This is a genomic window from Pantoea anthophila (genome assembly GCF_026104315.1).
GTDB lineage: Bacteria > Pseudomonadota > Gammaproteobacteria > Enterobacterales > Enterobacteriaceae > Pantoea > Pantoea anthophila.
The window spans coordinates 2334071-2351044 of record NZ_CP110473.1 but is presented as its reverse complement, the minus strand read 5'-3'; the positions used below and the strand labels follow the sequence as shown (position 1 = coordinate 2351044).

14 protein-coding genes are annotated in these 16974 nt (G+C 57.1%); all 14 read left to right on the top strand.

Annotation, left to right across the window (positions count from 1 at the left end):
• The first annotated feature begins 1 nt into the window (after position 1).
• On the top strand, positions 2–403 hold the full coding sequence (locus tag OJ965_RS13405) for a hypothetical protein (RefSeq protein WP_265136296.1): 402 nt from the start codon (positions 2–4) through the stop codon (positions 401–403).
• A gap of 343 nt (positions 404–746) precedes the next feature.
• A complete protein-coding gene (locus tag OJ965_RS13400; protein ID WP_265136294.1) occupies positions 747–1520 on the top strand; it encodes a hypothetical protein in 774 nt (257 codons plus the stop codon).
• A 218-nt stretch (positions 1521–1738) separates the two neighbouring features.
• Complete coding sequence (gene tri1 / locus OJ965_RS13395; RefSeq protein ID WP_265136292.1) at positions 1739–2824, top strand: ADP-ribosylarginine hydrolase Tri1; 1086 nt, start codon at positions 1739–1741, stop codon at positions 2822–2824.
• Between the two features lie 349 nt (positions 2825–3173).
• Positions 3174–4181, top strand: a complete 1008-nt coding sequence (dgcN, locus tag OJ965_RS13390; protein ID WP_154928081.1) for an N-acetyltransferase DgcN — start codon at positions 3174–3176, stop codon at positions 4179–4181.
• 1 nt (position 4182) lies between these two features.
• Positions 4183–5148, top strand: coding sequence for an N-acetyl-D-Glu racemase DgcA (gene dgcA, locus OJ965_RS13385; RefSeq protein ID WP_265136288.1), 966 nt, complete (start codon positions 4183–4185; stop codon positions 5146–5148).
• A gap of 15 nt (positions 5149–5163) precedes the next feature.
• Complete coding sequence (locus OJ965_RS13380) at positions 5164–7029, top strand: ABC transporter ATP-binding protein (protein ID WP_265136286.1); 1866 nt, start codon at positions 5164–5166, stop codon at positions 7027–7029.
• 22 nt (positions 7030–7051) lie between these two features.
• Complete coding sequence (locus tag OJ965_RS13375) at positions 7052–8593, top strand: glutathione ABC transporter substrate-binding protein (RefSeq protein WP_265136284.1); 1542 nt, start codon at positions 7052–7054, stop codon at positions 8591–8593.
• A gap of 83 nt (positions 8594–8676) precedes the next feature.
• Positions 8677–9609 (top strand): ABC transporter permease, encoded by a 933-nt coding sequence (locus OJ965_RS13370; RefSeq protein ID WP_154928085.1) that lies wholly within the window; start codon positions 8677–8679, stop codon positions 9607–9609.
• Positions 9606–10490, top strand: coding sequence for an ABC transporter permease subunit (locus OJ965_RS13365; protein ID WP_154928086.1), 885 nt, complete (start codon positions 9606–9608; stop codon positions 10488–10490). Before OJ965_RS13370 ends, OJ965_RS13365 begins: the two co-directional genes overlap by 4 nt.
• 2 nt (positions 10491–10492) lie before the next feature.
• The gene (locus OJ965_RS13360; protein WP_265136281.1) at positions 10493–11536 is read left to right on the top strand and encodes a DmpA family aminopeptidase; all 1044 of its coding nucleotides are present in this window, start codon (positions 10493–10495) and stop codon (positions 11534–11536) included.
• A complete protein-coding gene (locus tag OJ965_RS13355; RefSeq protein ID WP_046101681.1) occupies positions 11533–12354 on the top strand; it encodes a M55 family metallopeptidase in 822 nt (273 codons plus the stop codon). Before OJ965_RS13360 ends, OJ965_RS13355 begins: the two co-directional genes overlap by 4 nt.
• Positions 12355–12524: 170 nt before the next feature.
• On the top strand, positions 12525–13433 hold the full coding sequence (locus OJ965_RS13350) for a LysR family transcriptional regulator (protein ID WP_009090702.1): 909 nt from the start codon (positions 12525–12527) through the stop codon (positions 13431–13433).
• 310 nt (positions 13434–13743) lie between these two features.
• Positions 13744–15237 carry a purine-cytosine permease family protein gene (locus OJ965_RS13345; protein ID WP_009090700.1) on the top strand — a complete coding sequence of 498 codons (1494 nt, stop codon included), beginning with the start codon at positions 13744–13746 and terminating at the stop codon, positions 15235–15237.
• Positions 15237–16943 carry a nitrilase-related carbon-nitrogen hydrolase gene (locus OJ965_RS13340; RefSeq protein ID WP_154928089.1) on the top strand — a complete coding sequence of 569 codons (1707 nt, stop codon included), beginning with the start codon at positions 15237–15239 and terminating at the stop codon, positions 16941–16943. Before OJ965_RS13345 ends, OJ965_RS13340 begins: the two co-directional genes overlap by 1 nt.
• The last annotated feature ends 31 nt before the right edge of the window (positions 16944–16974 follow it).

The following is a 16974-nucleotide window of genomic DNA, read 5'->3' as shown; positions in this document are numbered from 1 at the left end:
CTTGAGTTTAAAAAAAATAAATTTAACCTGTATGTCTGATGGTATAGTGCATGATGTTGAGGTTCACCTGATATCTGATAACAAATGCGCTATGAGTGTTTATATTGGAAATAAATGCCAGTTAAATGCTGACGGTGAGGATTTTTTTGAGTGCTTTAAAAAAATAAGAGAGTTAGATAAGCAAATAGTTTATTATTGCAAAGGTGCTAAAGTTAATGTCATCCCTTCGAGAATGACAAGGCAAATGACCAAAGGGTTGAGTGCTTATGAAACGACTTTAGGCGTTCCAGCGCGTAGAGAAAACTTAGTTAATATATTCGACTATGAAAATGAGGGGTTAGCATCCGATCCATCTGAGCAAGATCAATATGAAGCGAAGTGGTTTGCGTCATTAACTGCTTGATTTTATTGTGCTTCGCCGCTCGATTCAATATTAACTAATTTGAATGCAAATCTGTGATTGCCACATTGGACATTCCTATGTGCCTGGTTTTAAGTGGCAATGCAGCATTAAGCATTTTTGTTGTTTGTTTTTTTCATTCAGTCGTTGGCTGAAATTATTGCAATGGAATTTTATCTTGACTTAGTAAATATTTTATTCGGAGCATTGCTGAGATTTGTTGAAATAAGAATGGGATTTGGTGATGGCTTTAAAAGGTACGCACTCTGATATCATAACTATAGTTTTACAATTTAGAGGGTTACAAAGATAATGTCGGCCAATATATTTATTCAGGCAGGTAACGGTGAGTTCCTTTAGAAAAGAAATATTTTTGATTATTTTTTCATGTATCACAACCGGTGCTATAGCTTCTGATAACTCCTGGGCACTATCTCAGTACAACAGTTTGGCCAAAATTCCCACTATCTTAGATAACCAAGCGGTTATTTCCAGCCTGAAATCCGTGCTGGGCAAAGACTATAGCGAATTTAGTCAGAGTTTTGATGTATTTGGTGAACCTCATAAAACTAAAAAGGGCGGGTTATTCGCTGAGGGGTGGTTGAAGGACCTTTACCTTGTACAGGCTTCAGCGTTTGTTATACAGCCTGATGGTGAAATTTATGCTGCGTGGTTATCGCCTGAAAACAATGAAGTGCGTTATGCCACTAACGCACCAGAAAAGAGCAGTATGCAGGAGGATATTGCTCGCTGGGCACAGCGTTTTGATAAAAAGATGTCATCAGCCTGTAAGAATCCGCAGAAAAAGCACAGCATGAAATCACGCTATTTCGAAACAACGCACTTCAGGATTAAAATAACCCCACTCATTATGTCCGATTCTGATTGCAATGATGTAAGTTACGAAGGTGTCAGGAAGTCAGACGGAGCGATAGTCCGGTTAAGAGGTGAATCAATAGAAAGTGACTGCGGTAAACTTTCTTGCCCCGTGCTTACTTATATGTTTCGGAATCATGATGCAAGTTATCTTATCAATAACGTCATCAATACTCTTTCCGTTATCGTTCATGGAAAGATTTTAGTTTCAGAAACGGGGCAGTGGAACGATGTGTCCGGATAAATTAACAGGCTGGCATTGTAATGCCTTGCGGCACTAAACATCATGGATGGAAAGGATAAATAAAGCCAAAAGACTACTGTTGATTTAGGTCCGCTGCCGGATGAGAATTGTAGCAATCCACAATGAAATACATCATAAACAACTCAACCAGTTGAAAAAAAAGGAAATCGCTTTGAAATAGAGCGCATTTCTCTTTAAGGTATGATTAAGGACTTTATATGATCGACCTCAGATTGCCGGATTTTGACCTTAATATTTACGCCCGTAAATATGCCCATTTACTTCCTGAAATTTCGCCTCAACTCAGAAACAGGATGGCTTACGAACATCAGCCGATGCCCGATGAAAAGCCAGCGAAACCTGAGTGGATGCAGACAGTTAACCAAAGATTAACGGACGCTGAGGCTTTAGATAAAGCCAAAGGTTTACTCATGGGACTCGCTGTTGGTGATGCAGTGGGAACCACGCTGGAATTCCAGACTCGCGACAATTCTCACATCAACGATATGGTTGGCGGTGGCCCATTCAGGCTGAAGGCGGGTGAATGGACCGATGATACGTCAATGGCGCTCTGTCTGGCAGAAACGTACATTGAACAGAAAAGCTGCGACACTGCTTTTTTCAGGGATAAATTAATCCAGTGGTATCAATCTGGCCACAATAGTTCGAATGGCGTTTGTTTCGATATTGGTAATGCAACCCGTTATGCGCTTGAACAGGTTATCAGGCATGGGTCAGACTGGACAGGCAACGCCTCTCCTGAAAGCGCAGGGAATGCTGCCCTGATTCGTCATGCCCCTGTCGCTATTTTCAGACGGAAATCTTTCATTGATGGCTGGAGAGATGCCGCTATTCAGAGCAGGGCTACACACTCTGCTCCGGAATCAATCAATAGCTGCCAGTATCTGAATGCCATCCTGCATTATCTTTTAATGGGTTATGGTAAAAATGAAGCCTTCGCGCCTCATAAAATGTCTTTAATGGTAAGAGTTCTGATCATCAATGCCGGTGAATATAAAGAAAAGCATCGTGGCCAAATTCGCTCCTCCGGTTACGTTATCGACACCCTGGAAGCAGCATTATGGGCCGTCTGGCATACAGACAATTTCAAAGATGCCATTTTACTGGCGGCAAATCTTGCTGATGATGCAGATAGCGTAGCGGCGACGGCAGGCCAGTTAGCGGGCGCATTGTATGGACTGTCAGGTATACCTCAGGAATGGGTTGAGAAGATAGTACAAAAAGACAGAATCCTCTCAATGGCAGAAACGCTATTTAATCTCGCGCCGGAAGAAACAGAGTGATTCCGCTCCCTCTGTGTCAGGTAAGTGATTTTTTGTAGCACTGACTCAGCCTGACAGGGGCGCTGGCATCCGCCATTCATGCACTCGCCAGTGCCCCGGGTGAGAAAGTTCTTTCTCCTTCCAATCGCCATCCAAAACGCCTGCCCCAAACATCTCCTTTTCCTATGACCCGCTCCCGGTTTAAGTCCCTCTGACGCTCACTTCCGCCGGATTTATCCACGTATCATCACTCTTACCTCTGACTATAACCTGCCGTTATACCCTCCTGCTAAACAAGCATTCGTCACCTTTCACACCGCATGAAATAGTGGTTTCAGAACCTGATCTTTTGGCTGAAACGAGAGACAACATGCTAATTCCACAACCCTATTTACTCTTTCTTGGCGATGTGACCGATCCCCTTGCGGCAAAAACGGCGCGCGGTATTCATATCTGGCGGCCGGAGCAGTGCGTTGGCGAAATCAAACTGCCGGGCTGCACAGTCAGTCTGGGTCTGGATGAACTGGATGTTCCCGGCGCCAAAGCGCGTGGCGCAAAAACGCTGGTGCTGGGCACCGCCAACGCAGGGGGCTATCTGCCTGCGCACTGGCTGGAAACCATTAAAAGTGCCATTAAAGCAGGCATGAATGTGGCCAGTGGTCTGCACCACCGTCTGGTGGACGAACCGGAGCTGGTCGCGCTTGCGCAGGCTTCGGGTGTTGCGCTGTTTGACCTGCGCCATATGCGTCCGGCGCTTAATGTTGGCAGCGGCAAGAAGCGTTCAGGTAAGCGCATCCTGACAGTGGGCACGGACTGCTCAGTGGGCAAGATGTACACCTCCCTGGCGCTGGAAGCAGCGATGCGTGCACGCGGCATGAAAGCTGATTTTCGCGCTACGGGCCAGACCGGCATTCTGGTCGCGGGTGAGGGCATTGCTGTGGATGCGGTCATCGCGGATTTTATTGCCGGCGCGGCAGAAGCGCTGTCACCCGCGAATGACGCGGACCACTGGGACATCGTCGAAGGGCAGGGCTCACTGTTCCATCCCTCTTATGCAGGCGTGAGTATGGGGCTGATGCACGGCGCGCAACCGCACTGGCTGGTCATGTGTCATGAAATGGGACGCCCGCATATGCGTCATTTGCCCCACCAGCCGATGGTCAGCCTGAAGGAGTGCGTTGAAGCCAATCTGCGCGCCGCGCAGGTGACCAGTGAGTCGGTACAGCTCGCAGGCTTTGCGATTAACACCTCAAATTACAGCGAAGAAGAGGCGCTCGCGTATTGCGCTGAAATCACCGCTGAGTTTGGCCTGCCGGCAACCGATCCTGTGCGTTTTGGTATCGACGGGATTGCCGCGCTGCTTCAGGAGCGTGGCTGAAATGAGAACGATGCAGATCGATGTGGTGGCTTTGCCGCTGGCGCGCCCCTTTGCCATCTCTCGTGGAACCCGAACCGCCGTGACGGTCATCCGGGTCACCCTGGAGCAAAACGGGTTCATCGGGCAGGGAGAATGCACTCCGACGGCCCGCTACGGTGAGACGCCGGAAAGCGTGCAGGCGATGCTTGAAGCCGTGCGTGCTGACGTGGAGGCGGGCCTGAGCCATGACGATCTGCAACAGCGCTTACCCGCCGGCGCCGCGCGCAACGTGCTGGACTGTGCGCTATGGCGACTCGACGCCGCACGGACGCATCAGACGCTGTGGCAGAAGAGCCAGTGCCATCAGCCACCGTCGGTGGTGACGGCCGAAACCCTCAGCCTCGACACGCAGGAAAATATGGCGCTCGCGGCGGCAGAGGCCGTCTCACGCGGGGCCATCCTGCTCAAGATTAAGCTCGACCGCGATGCGGTTCTGGAAAAGGTCGCCGCGATCCGTGCGGTGGCACCGCGCGCCACGCTCATTATCGATGCCAATGAAGCCTGGTCGGGGCTGGACCTGGAGAGCCTGCTGGTGGCACTGAAGGCCTTCAGCATCGCGATGGTGGAGCAACCGCTGCCCGCCGGACAGGATCATGACCTGCAACGCTTTAAGCATCCCATCCCGGTCTGTGCCGATGAGAGTTGTCATACGCGGGCGGATATTGCGGAACTGCGCGATCGTTACGAGATGGTCAACATCAAACTCGATAAGTGCGGGGGCCTGACCGAAGCGCTGGCGATGGTGGAGGCGGCCCGGGCGCAGAATATGCGCATTATGGTTGGCTGCATGCTGGGTTCGTCACTGGCGATGGAGGCCGCCTTGCCCGTCGCGGTTAATGCGGAGTTCATCGACCTGGATGGCCCCATCTGGCTGGCCGCCGACAGTTCTCCTTTTTTGAGCTACTCCCAGGGCCGCATCTGGCTATAACTTTGCGAGGCGACGATGACGGACACACGACTTACCTCTTCTGCAGCGCGCACAGCCTCTGCCTCTCCCGTGCTGGCGATTCAGGATCTCAGCGTCTCGTTTCGGGGACGCAGCGGTGAGAATCAGGCTCTCAGGGGGATCAGTTTTGCCATCAACCCGGGTGAGATTGTCGCCGTGGTAGGCGAAAGCGGCTCCGGTAAATCTGTCACGTCGCTGGCGGTGATGGGCTTACTGGCAAACGGCGGCCGTGTCGATCGCGGCAGCATGCAGTTTCGCGATCGCAGTGGAAACGTGCATGCGCTGGAAACGCTGGATGAGAATCAGCGTCGCGCGTTACGGGGCCGTGAAATGGCAATGATCTTTCAGGAGCCCATGACCTCGCTGAATCCGGTGCTGCGCATTGACGATCAGCTGACCGAAGCGTTACGCGATCACCAGCAGTGCAGCAGAAAAGAGGCTCAGGCGCGCGTGCATGAACTGTTGCGACAGGTGCGTATCGCCGATGTGGATCGCGTCATGAAAAGCTATCCGCACTCGCTGTCCGGTGGGATGCGGCAGCGTGTCATGATTGCGCAGGCGCTGGCCTGTGACCCGCAGCTCCTGATCGCCGACGAGCCGACCACCGCGCTGGATGTCACCGTGCAGGCGCGTATTCTGCATATCCTGCGGGAACTGCAACGCGAGAAACAGATGGCGGTGCTGTTTATCACTCATGATATGGGCGTGGTGGCAGAAATCGCCGATCGGGTAGTGGTGATGCTGCGCGGCGAAGTCATCGAGCAGGGCACCGTCTCTGAGATTTTTGCCGCTCCGCAGCACGCTTATACCAAAGCATTACTGGCGGCCGTGCCCAGACTCGGTGATATGCGGGAGCACAACTGGCCGCAACGTTTTCCTCTGCCGGGTGCCCGCGACGCGCTGCAACGCGAACAGCAGACCGCGCGCTATGACGTGGCGCCGCTGCTCGATGTGCGCGGGTTGAAAGTCTATTACCCGATCCGCAGCGGCATCTTATCGAGCCTGACGCACCATGTGCATGCGGTCGAGCAGATTGATTTCACGCTGTGGCCCGGTGAAACCCTGGCCATCGTAGGTGAAAGCGGCTGCGGCAAATCGACCACCGGACGCGCACTGATGCGGCTCATCAGCAGTGAGGCCGAAAGCATTCACTTTGAGGGAAGAGAGATCTCCGACCTGAAAGAGGCGGCATTCCAGCCGCTCCGCCGTGAAATTCAGATGGTCTTTCAGGATCCCTACGCCTCACTGAATCCCCGCCTGACCGTGGGCTTTACCATCGCCGAGCCGTTGCTCCTGCACGGCATCGTGAAATCGCTGGAGGAGGCTTCGCCGCAGATCGATGCGTTACTGAAGAGCGTCGGCCTGCTGCCGGAGCATGCGCGTCGCTATCCGCACGAATTTTCGGGCGGGCAGCGTCAGCGGATTGCCATCGCCCGCGCCATGGCACTGAAGCCGAAAGTCATTATCGCCGACGAGGCGGTCTCAGCCCTCGACGTCTCAATTCAGGCGCAGGTGGTCAATCTGATGATGGACCTCCAGCAGCAGACCGGCGTGGCGTGGATCTTTATCTCTCACGATATGGCAGTGGTAGAGCGCATTGCGAATCGCGTGGTGGTGATGTACCTCGGCCAGATTGTGGAACTGGGACCGCGCCAGTCGGTATTTAATCATCCGCAGCACCCCTATACCCAGCGTCTGCTGGCCTCCGTGCCGGTAGCCGATCCTGAGAACCGTCAGCCCCGCCTTGTCGATGACAGCGAGATCCCTTCGCCGTTACGTAAGGTGGGCGAAACGGTCACTAAGCCCCGTTATCGACAGGTTGCGCCTCAGCACTGGGTCGCTGACGGCATTGCATTGCGATAATCCTCAACGACCAGGAGATTTCATGAAACCCATTTTTCGCCGTACCTCACTCGCCTTCGCCCTGACGACGATGCTGGTCTCTGCTGCGCAGGCGCAGGATCTGCGTATCTCCATGTATGCCGATATCACGGGGCTGGACCCGCACGACACTTCGGATAACATCAGCTACTCCGTACAGAGCGGTATCTTTGAACGCCTGTTCCAGTTTGATCCGCAGATGAAGCTGCAACCCTGGCTGGCGACCGGTTATACCGCCAATGAGAGCGCGACCGAATTTACCCTGACGCTGCGCAAGGGCGTCACCTTCCAGGATGGCACCCCTTTTGACGCGGAAGCCGTCAAAGCCAACCTCGATCGTCTGGCTGACCAGAAAAAAGGGCTGAAGCGCAACAGCCTCTACAAAATGATCGACAGGGTTACGGTACTGGCACCTGACCAGGTCAGAATCGACCTGAATCAGTCGTTCGGGGCTTTTATTAACACGCTGGCGCACCCCTCAGCGGTGATGTGGAGCCCGGCGATCCTGAAGCAATACCCGGACGAAGCCCAGCTCCGGCTGCATCCGGTGGGAACCGGTCCGTTTAAATTTGTCGACTGGAAACCGGGCAAAGCCGTGACGATGGCGAAGTATGCGGGTTACTGGCAGGCGGGGTGGCCGAAAGTCGACCAGGTGATCTTCTCGCCAAGTCCGGAAGATGCGACACGCGTTGCGGCTTTAAAATCGGGGCAGGTGGATGCCATCTGGCCACTGCCGTCCGACCTCATTGCGGCGGTGCAGCAGGACAGCCATCTGTCGGTGCAGCGCGATCCGAGCATCTATCTCTATTACATGGCGATGAACACGCAGCATAAGCCGCTGGCGGATGTTCGCGTGCGTCAGGCCATCAACTATGCGATTGACCGTAATCTGTGGCTGAAAGTGGCCTTTGCCGGTCTGGGCAAACCGGCTACCTCGGCTATGCCGGAAGGGGTACAGTTCTATCAGAAACAAACCGACCCCGATTACCACTATGCACCCGATAAGGCCAAAGCCCTGCTGAAAGCGGCAGGCTATCCGCAGGGGCTTGATCTCAAGCTCTGGGTCACCAATGCCACGGCCGCCGTGCGAGCCGGTCAGGTGCTGAAGGCACAGCTGGCTGCGGTGGGTATTCGTGCCACGGTTACACCGATGGATTCGGGAACGCGCAATGCAAAATTGTGGGGCGTAAAGGATCCAAAAATGGCGGAGTTTGACCTCTATTATGGCGGCTGGTCGACCTCTACCGGCGATGCGGACTGGGCGCTGCGCCCGCTGTTTGCCACCGAGTCCTGGGTGCCGACCTCCTATAATGTCTCCTACTTCAGCAACCCGGAAGTGGACAAAGCGATCGCCGCCGGGCTGGTGACGGCCGATGCGGCGAAGCGTGGCATCGCCTATGCGCAGGCCCAGACGGCGTTATGGAAAGCGGCACCGGTGGCCTTTCTTGGCACGCCAGACAGCCTGGTGGGCAAGCGCAGCAACCTGAGCGGCGTTTCTATGCTGCCTGATGGCAATCTCATATTCACTCAGGCGTCCTTTAAATAAGACGATTTCTTCCTCCACGTCCCTGACCCCATGCGGGAGAGGGGCGTGGAAAGGCCCTTCGCACCTCTGTTTCAGGGAATCGCATGTTTGCATACATCCTTCGCCGATTGCTCGAGATGATCCCGGTTTTGCTGGTGGTCTCGCTGCTGGTTTTCGGTTTTATCAAGCTGCTGCCGGGCGATCCGGCGCGCATCTATGCCGGACCGGATGCGCCCATCGAGGCGGTAGAGGCGGCACGTCAGCATCTCGGGCTGAACGATCCGCTGCCGCAGCAGTATCTCCACTGGGTCGGCAGCCTGCTGCAGGGCGATCTCGGCATCACCTACCGCACGCAGCAACCGGTGCGGCAGGTGATCGCGCAGGGATTCATGCCGACACTGTGGCTCGCCCTCGCAGGGTTTACCTGGTCCGTGATCCTCGGCCTGCTCTTCGGCGTTCTGGCGGCGCTGAAACGGGGGAAATGGCAGGACTGGACATTGATGAGCGTGGCCGTCGGCGGCATCTCCATGCCCGCCTTCTGGCTGGGGTTGCTGCTGATCCAGTTCGTCGCGATGCCCTCTGGACTCTTTTCGGTCAGCGGCTTTAACAGGGCCAGCGATATTGTCCTGCCTGCCATCACCCTGGGATCGTCGGTGGCGGCCGTGATGGCGCGCTTTACCCGTTCGGCCTTTCTTGAAGTGGCGCAGGAAGATTACGTGCGCACCGCAAAAGCGAAAGGGCTGCGAAAACGGCTGGTGACGTGGAAACATGTGATGCGCAACGCACTCATCCCGGTGATCACCATGCTGGGCCTGCAGTTCGGTTTTCTGCTGGGGGGCTCTATCGTCGTGGAGAGCGTCTTCAACTGGCCTGGTCTGGGCTGGTTACTGATTGAGTCAATCAAGGCGCAGGACCAGCCGGTCATTCAGGCGCTGGTGATGCTGTTCGTGTTTGAATTTATCGTGATTAACCTGCTGGTCGATCTGCTCTATGCAGTCGTCAATCCGGCCATTCGTCTGCGACAGGAGCCGAGATGAGTTCGTCAACACTGACTGAAAATCCGCCACAGATCATTCGTTCACCCTGGCGCGACTTCCTGCACGCCTTTGTGCGTAATCCCCTGGCGCTGGTGTCGGGCGGATTTGTGCTGCTGCTGATTGTGGTCGCCCTCTTTGCGCCCTGGCTGGCCCCCTGGGACCCGATGGCACCGGACTGGATGGCATTATCGTCGCCGCCTACGGCCGCCCACTGGATGGGGACCGACGAGCTGGGGCGTGACCTGCTGAGCCGGATTATTTACGGCGCCCGCATCTCGCTCTATGTTGGGGTGCTGTCGGTCACGCTGGGCATGATTGCCGGGGTGATTCTGGGTTTACTGGCCGGCTACTATGGCCGCTGGATCGATATGCTGATTATGCGCGGCGCCGACGTGCTGTTCGCCTTTCCCGGTATGCTGCTGGCCATCGCAGTGGTGGCGCTGCTGGGAACGGGCCTGAACAATGTCATCATCGCGGTCGCGGTGTTCAGCGTACCGGTCTTTGCCCGCATCGTGCGTGCTTCGACGCTTTCACTGCGACAGGCGGCGTATGTTGAGGCGGTGCGCTGCGCCGGTGCGCCAGACCGGGTGATTATTCTGCGGCATATTCTGCCCGGCACGCTTTCCAGCGTGATTGTCTATTTCACCATGCGCATTGGCACCAGTATTCTCACGGCGGCGGGCCTGAGCTTTATCGGACTAGGCCCGGAACCTGACGTGCCTGAATGGGGCAATATTCTGGCGATGAGCCGCAGCATGATGATGGCCGGGGCCTGGCACATGAGCGTCTTTCCGGGGCTGGCGATCTTTCTGACCGTGCTAGCCTTTAATCTGCTTGGGGATGCGCTGCGCGACACCCTCGATCCCAAACTCAAGGGCTGACGATGGATTTTCAACATGTGCAGCGCACGCTGCTGCTGGAGCGCTGGCGTGAGACGCGTCAGCTGGGTCAGCCGCGCAGCGCCTGCGGAGCCACTAATCGCATCAGCGATGTGACGGGCGTGCGGGTGGGCCACTCTACGCTGAGTGCAGGAGAGACGCAGACAGGCGTCACCGCTATCGTGCCGCCGGGGGACAATCTGTTTCTGACGCCGCTGCCGTGCGGGGCAGAGGTCCTGAACGGGTTTGCCAAACCGGTCGGGCTGGTTCAGATCGAGGAGCTTGGCGTGCTGCAGACGCCAATTCTGCTCAGCAACACGCTGGCGGTCGGCACGCTGTTTACCACGCTGGTACGGGATGCCATCCGTCGCAACCCGGAGCTGGGGCGAACGCTGCCAACGGTCAATCCCCTGGCGCTGGAGTGTAACGATGGCTGGCTCAACGATATTCAGGCACTGGCTGTCAGCGAGGCGATGGCGCAGACGGCCCTGCAGACCGCCTCAGCCGACTTCGCGCGCGGCAGCGTCGGGGCCGGACGCGGCATGAGCTGTTTCAGCCTGAAAGGGGGGATCGGCACCGCTTCGCGGCTGATCCCCTCGCTCAGCGCCACGCTTGGCGTGCTGGTGCTGGCCAATTTTGGTGCCCTGGAGGCCCTGACGCTCGATGGCGTGCGGGCCGGTGAGATGATTGCGCCGCTGCTGCCAGGCCACACGCCGCAGCGCGATGCCGGTTCTGTCATCATCATCATGGCAACGGATGCGCCGCTGGAGGCGCGACAGTTAAAGCGCCTCGCGAAGCGCGCCGGTGCCGGCCTGGGACGGCTGGGCAGCCACTGGGGCCACGGCTCGGGCGACATTGCGGTGGCGTTTTCAACGCAACCGCTGCCGCAACCGCCACAGGAGGAGCAGCTGGAGCCGCTGCTTGCCGCCGCGGCCGATGCCACCGAACAGGCTGTACTGGACGCCCTGTTGAGCGCGGAGGCCGTGACCGGCTTTCGGGGTCATCATCGGCCCTCACTGACTCAGATACTGGACAGGTTAACCTCATGAAAATTTTTATCTCTGCCGATATCGAAGGCATCGCGGGCGTTATGTGCCCGGAGCAGTGCACCCCAGGCAACCCGGAGTACCAACTGGCCCGGGGGCTGATGGAGCAGGAAGTCAATGCTGCGATTGAGGGCGCTTTCGCGGGCGGCGCCACGGACGTGGTGGTTGCAGACAGCCATGCCCGGATGACCAACCTGCGGGCGGAAAATATCGATTCCCGTGCCCGGCTGGTGCAGGGCAAACCTCGCGGGCTGTCGATGGTGGAAGGCATTGAACAGCAGCAGTTCGACGGCTTATTTCTGGTGGGCTATCACAGCGCCGCGGGTGAACCCGGCGTGCTGGCGCATACCATCAACGGCCGGGCATTCTGGCGTATCCATATCAATGGTCTGGTGATGGGCGAAACCGATATCTACGCCGCCGCCGCGGCTGAGCAGGGCACGCCACTGCTGCTGGTGACGGGCGACGATCAGCTGCAGGGCTGGATAGCGGAACACTACCCGACGGTCGATTACGTCTGTGTCAAACGCGCCATTTCTCACACCTGCGCGGAATCGATCAGCCCTCACGCCGCGCAGCGTGCGATTGCTGCCGCGGCACGCACCGCATTGCAGCATCAGCCTCAGGTGAGCACGACCCGCCTGACGGCACCCTACGCGATGCGGCTGCAGGCCAGCAGACCGGTGCTGGCCGATCTGTTCTGCCTGATCCCCGGCGTCACGCGTCTTGACGGTGTCACCGTCGGCTATCGGGCGGAGAAAATGGCGACGTTAATCAGCCTGCTCAGTGCCTTCTCTTATCTGGCGACGACCCAGTCGTAGCGACATTACCCCGTAGATGTAACCCTGTCTGTGAGGCGGGTAACTGCCTCCTCTCTGGCTTTGCGGTACAGTTTTTGCATGAGGAGACGATTCTCCTCTCCTCCGCCCGGACCTGATCAGGCCACCTGGCGGAGGCGCCTTTATTCGCTATTCCATCCAAGGTAAAAATTATGCGGCTACGCCATATAGAGGTCTTTCAGGCCATCGTGCAGACCGGCAGCATCAGCGCAGCGGCGCGCCTGCTGAATGTGTCGCAGCCGAACATCAGCCGGGTGCTGAATCACGCTGAGCAGCAGCTGGGGTTTGCGCTGTTTGAACGCCGTATTCAGGGGATGAGCGTGACAGCAGAGGGGCGGCGCCTGCTGCCGGAAATCGACGAACTCTGTCAGCGCCTGCAATCCATTACCCAGCTCGCCGAACAGCTGCGGCGCGGCGAAGGGCAGTTAGTGCGCGTCGGGGCGGCTCACGCATTTGGTCAGATGGTGATGGCTCCTGCCCTGGTGACCTGGCGGCAGCAGATGGCCTCTGTCAGCGTTGAACTGGTGACCGAGCACTTCAGTACCTTATGCCAGATGATTCTGGAGAATCAGCTCGATTTTGCCCTGGTTTTCGGTCAGCAGGTCGACGCGGCTCTGCTGGCTGAACCCCTGTTTCACTCCTCCATGGTGGCGCTGCTGCCACGTCATCATCCCCAGGCTGACCCCGTTACGCTGGCGTGGTTATGCGACAACAATCTGCTGATGATGCAGGCCCAGGACCCTTTAGGGCGCGTGCTCCATCGTGCGCTGCGCGATAAAAAACTGAATCCCGCCGTGTCGTTATCGATCAAAACCTACTCGGTCATCGCGGATATGGTGCTGGCGGGCGGCGGCGTGGGCGTCGTGGATCTCTTCACCGCCTGCCGCTATGCCGACCAGCTGAAATTGCTGCCCGTGGCCCAGCCCCTGCCGTTTGAAGTGATGCTGATCAGCCGTCGCGACCTGCCTCAGTCGCAGTCCACGCTGCAGCTTAAGCAGGTGATCCGCAACCGACTGTGGGAGATTGCCCGGCAGTGTGAAACGCAGTTTATCGTTGCCTGAACCCGCGTCGCAGTTCAGTTCTCCGCCATCATTAACCCGGATGGCTCACGAAATCTGAATCATCATGGTGCGCGCTGCACCGGCATTAGGCGTCTCTCGCCTGCCATCCGCCTCTCTACCGCCTGTATGCGCCACTTTTAACAGTTGGCGCATTAATTGCTTCCTTATCGTTACCGCATCCTGCCGGGCAGGAACAGGCACCGTAGCCTGGTAAGCGGCCTGTGGCGAGCCGCCACTCCACAACATCGATTTCAGGCGAAGAAGCCCTGCCGGCAATGCTGCCGGCAGGGCTTTTTTTTGGAGCAAATCTATGAGTAAGTTAAAAGCATGGTTTCAGGGGCCGCAGGATATTACCGAAGCAGAGGCCGTTGAGGATTACGCGGTGGGCCGTGTGCCGGCGCACTATCGCTGGCCGATTCCGGCCATTATTCTGGTGCTGCTGGGCAACTCTACCGCGATGTTCTGGTTCAGCCTCGGGGCAGACATGAGCTACCAGGTCGGCTGGCCAATGCTGCTGTTGCCGATCGGTTATATGGTGGTGTTCGCCACCCTGATTGGCTCATGCATTATGAAGATGGCGAGTAAAGAGGGGCTCTCACTCAATCTGATGACGCGCGGCCTGGGGTTTGGCTATATGGGCTCCGCCTTCACCTCGCTGATTTACGCCGTCAACTTCATCTTCTATTTCCTGTTTGAAGGCACCATTGTGTCTCACGCCATCGCCAACTATGCGGGCGTGCCGGTCAACTCCCTGACCGGTATCGCTATCTTTGCGCTGATGGGGCTGGCCGCCATCTGGTTTGTCTGGAAGGGCATGTCATCCATGCAGTTCCTGCAAACCTGGGGCGTTCCCATTTTCATTGTGCTGTTTGGCTTCTGTATCTGGCAGTTAACGCACCACTATCCGGCGGTCAGTTTCAGCGGCTGGCAGCCGAAAGGAGAGGCGGACAGTAACGCCCTGTGGCTGGTGATGAATATGGCCAACGGGCAGATCGTTTTTCAGGGACTGATGGCCACTGACTACGGTCGTTTTGCCCGTCCGGGGATCACGCATAAAGGCACCGCAACGATCATGCTGGGAATGCTGATCCCGATTGTTGTCGTCATGCTGTTTGGTGCCTTTATGGCCTACACCCTGATGCCGCATATTCAGGGCGAGGATGTCTGGTCGCTGGCGCTCGATCCGGGCTTCGTCTTCCCGCTGATTATGGGGCTGACCGGCGTGTTATTTGCGGTAATTACCCAGATCCGCATCAACGTCCTGAATCTCTACTCAGGTTCGATTGCCCTGTCGAACACCATGGATATGGCGTTTAACTATCGCCCGGGACGTCAGTGGTGGATGCTGCTGGTCTGGTTGCTCGGCGTGCTGTTCTATATCTGCAATATTCTGCAGTATACCGGCACCTTCCTCTCCATTACCGGCATTCTCACCAACACCTGGGTCTTTATTATCCTTGCGGATTACTTTATCTGCCGCAAAGTGCTGCACCTTGCGCCTTCCGATTTCGTGGAGTATCGCAAAGCGTATCTGCGGATGTGGAATCCGTCCGGCGTCATTGCGTTGTGCGTCGCGGTGGCAACAGGCGCGGCAGGCGTGCTGGGCCTCTATCCGATGGTGTACGCCTCATTTATTGCCATGCTGGTTGGCCCTGTGCTGCATGTCGCTATCAGCGTGGCGACCCGCGGCAGCTACTACTTCAAAACCTTCCCGGAAGATATGCAAACCAGCTGGAAACCCTCTGATGCTTACCAGGGGCCGAAACCGGTGTTTAAACCCTTACTGAGCAAGGAGGCCGAATAATGCGCATCAACGTTGCAACCATTCAGTTTGAACCCACGCAGTTCAGAAAAGAGGAAAACGTCGCCCGGCTGCTGGCATCAGCCACTCAGGCGGCACGTGACGGCGCACGCTTAATCGTAATGCCGGAAATGGCCACTACCGGCTACTGCTGGCAGGATCGTGCGGAGGTCGCCCCCTACACAGAAACGGCGGACGGTCCCACCAGCCAGGCATTCGCTGCGATTGCGTGTGAGTTTAACTGCTTTCTGGTCTTTGGCATGCCGGAGCGGGACAGGGTAACCGACCTCTACTATAACAGCGCCATTCTGGTCGGCCCGCAGGGCGTGATAGGCGTCCACCGTAAAACGCATCCCTATATTTCGGAACCGAAATGGGCGGCTAACGGTGATGGCGGGCATCAGGTCTTTCAGACTGAGATCGGCAATATTGCGCTGCTGGTCTGTATGGATATTCACTTTATTGAAACTGCCCGGCTGGCTGCGCTGGGGGGCGCACAGATTATCTGCCACATCAGTAACTGGCTGGCTGAACGCACTCCTGCGCCTTACTGGCTCACGCGCGCCTGGGAGAATGGCTGTGCGCTGATTGAAAGTAACCGCTGGGGATGGGAGCGGGGCGTGCAGTTCAGCGGCGGCAGCTGCATTGTGGATAGCCAGGGAAATGTGCTGGCCAGCTGCGACAGCGGCGATCAGGTACTCAGCGCTGAGTTACCTCTTCCGGCGGAGAATCTACTGCTGAACAAGCGCCGGCCTGAGCTCTATCAGCGGCTGATGACCAATACTTTCCTCTGGAATCCGGCGGACTTTTTTGGCTTATATGGGCGTGATCCCCTGCCTGACGGCAAAGCGTCCCGTATTGCGGTGGCGCAGTTTCGCCCGCAAGACGAGGTGAATGCCAATCTGGCACAGATTCGGCACTGGGCCGGACAGGCAAAATCAGAGGGCGCGGAACTGCTGATCCTGCCGGAGCGCGCGCTGACCGGGGGCGACGGCAGCCATTGCGCGCTGTCACGGGAGGATGCGCCTGTACAGGCGCTGATCGCGCTGGCGATGGAGCTGGATATCGCGCTGCTTGCAGGGTTCGCCGAGCGGGAAGGGGAGCAGTGTTACAACAGCGCGCTGCTGGTGAGCAGTGAGGGAGTCAACGGACACTATCGCCAGATTCACCTCAGCGACCAGGATCGGCACTGGGCCTGCGCAGGGGATCAGTGGGTGACGTGCGATCTGCCCTGCGGGCGCGTTGGTATTCTGCTGGGTGAAGATCTGCTGGTGCCGGAAGCGGCCCGCATTCTGGCGCTGGAAGGCTGCGACATCATCGCCTGCCCGGCGCAGCTTCATTCACCTCTGCCCATGGCGCACGCGGGCACGGCGATACCGCATGTCTGGCCGATCCCGCGCGGCGCCGATCCCTACCACTGGCTGCTGCCACGCGTTCGGGCGGGAGAGAATAACGTCTGGCTGGCTTTTGCCAACTGGCCCGCCGCGGCAGGCGAAAGCTTTGGCCTGAGCGGGATATACGGGCCGGATACCTTTGCCTTTCCACGCAGGGAAGCGAAAGCGACCGGTGCGAAGGGGCTGGCGCTGCTGGATATCTCCACGGGGTCAGCCGGCGATCCTTACCCCGATCATGTGGTAAGGCGTAAAGACCTGGTGCTGATGCGTCAGCCGCATTTCTACACTGCGCTGATTGCTCAATCACCGAAATGAGCCACAGACGCGGCCTGCGGGCCGCGCTGAT

Coding starts and splice junctions, on each gene's coding strand:
- OJ965_RS13370 (WP_154928085.1), top strand. CDS start 8,677: ATGTTTGCATACATCCTTCGCCGATTGCTCGAGATGATCCCGGTTTTG.
- OJ965_RS13380 (WP_265136286.1), top strand. CDS start 5,164: ATGACGGACACACGACTTACCTCTTCTGCAGCGCGCACAGCCTCTGCC.
- OJ965_RS13340 (WP_154928089.1), top strand. CDS start 15,237: ATGCGCATCAACGTTGCAACCATTCAGTTTGAACCCACGCAGTTCAGA.
- dgcA (WP_265136288.1), top strand. CDS start 4,183: ATGAGAACGATGCAGATCGATGTGGTGGCTTTGCCGCTGGCGCGCCCC.
- dgcN (WP_154928081.1), top strand. CDS start 3,174: ATGCTAATTCCACAACCCTATTTACTCTTTCTTGGCGATGTGACCGAT.
- OJ965_RS13365 (WP_154928086.1), top strand. CDS start 9,606: ATGAGTTCGTCAACACTGACTGAAAATCCGCCACAGATCATTCGTTCA.
- OJ965_RS13375 (WP_265136284.1), top strand. CDS start 7,052: ATGAAACCCATTTTTCGCCGTACCTCACTCGCCTTCGCCCTGACGACG.
- OJ965_RS13350 (WP_009090702.1), top strand. CDS start 12,525: ATGCGGCTACGCCATATAGAGGTCTTTCAGGCCATCGTGCAGACCGGC.
- OJ965_RS13355 (WP_046101681.1), top strand. CDS start 11,533: ATGAAAATTTTTATCTCTGCCGATATCGAAGGCATCGCGGGCGTTATG.
- OJ965_RS13345 (WP_009090700.1), top strand. CDS start 13,744: ATGAGTAAGTTAAAAGCATGGTTTCAGGGGCCGCAGGATATTACCGAA.
- tri1 (WP_265136292.1), top strand. CDS start 1,739: ATGATCGACCTCAGATTGCCGGATTTTGACCTTAATATTTACGCCCGT.
- OJ965_RS13360 (WP_265136281.1), top strand. CDS start 10,493: ATGGATTTTCAACATGTGCAGCGCACGCTGCTGCTGGAGCGCTGGCGT.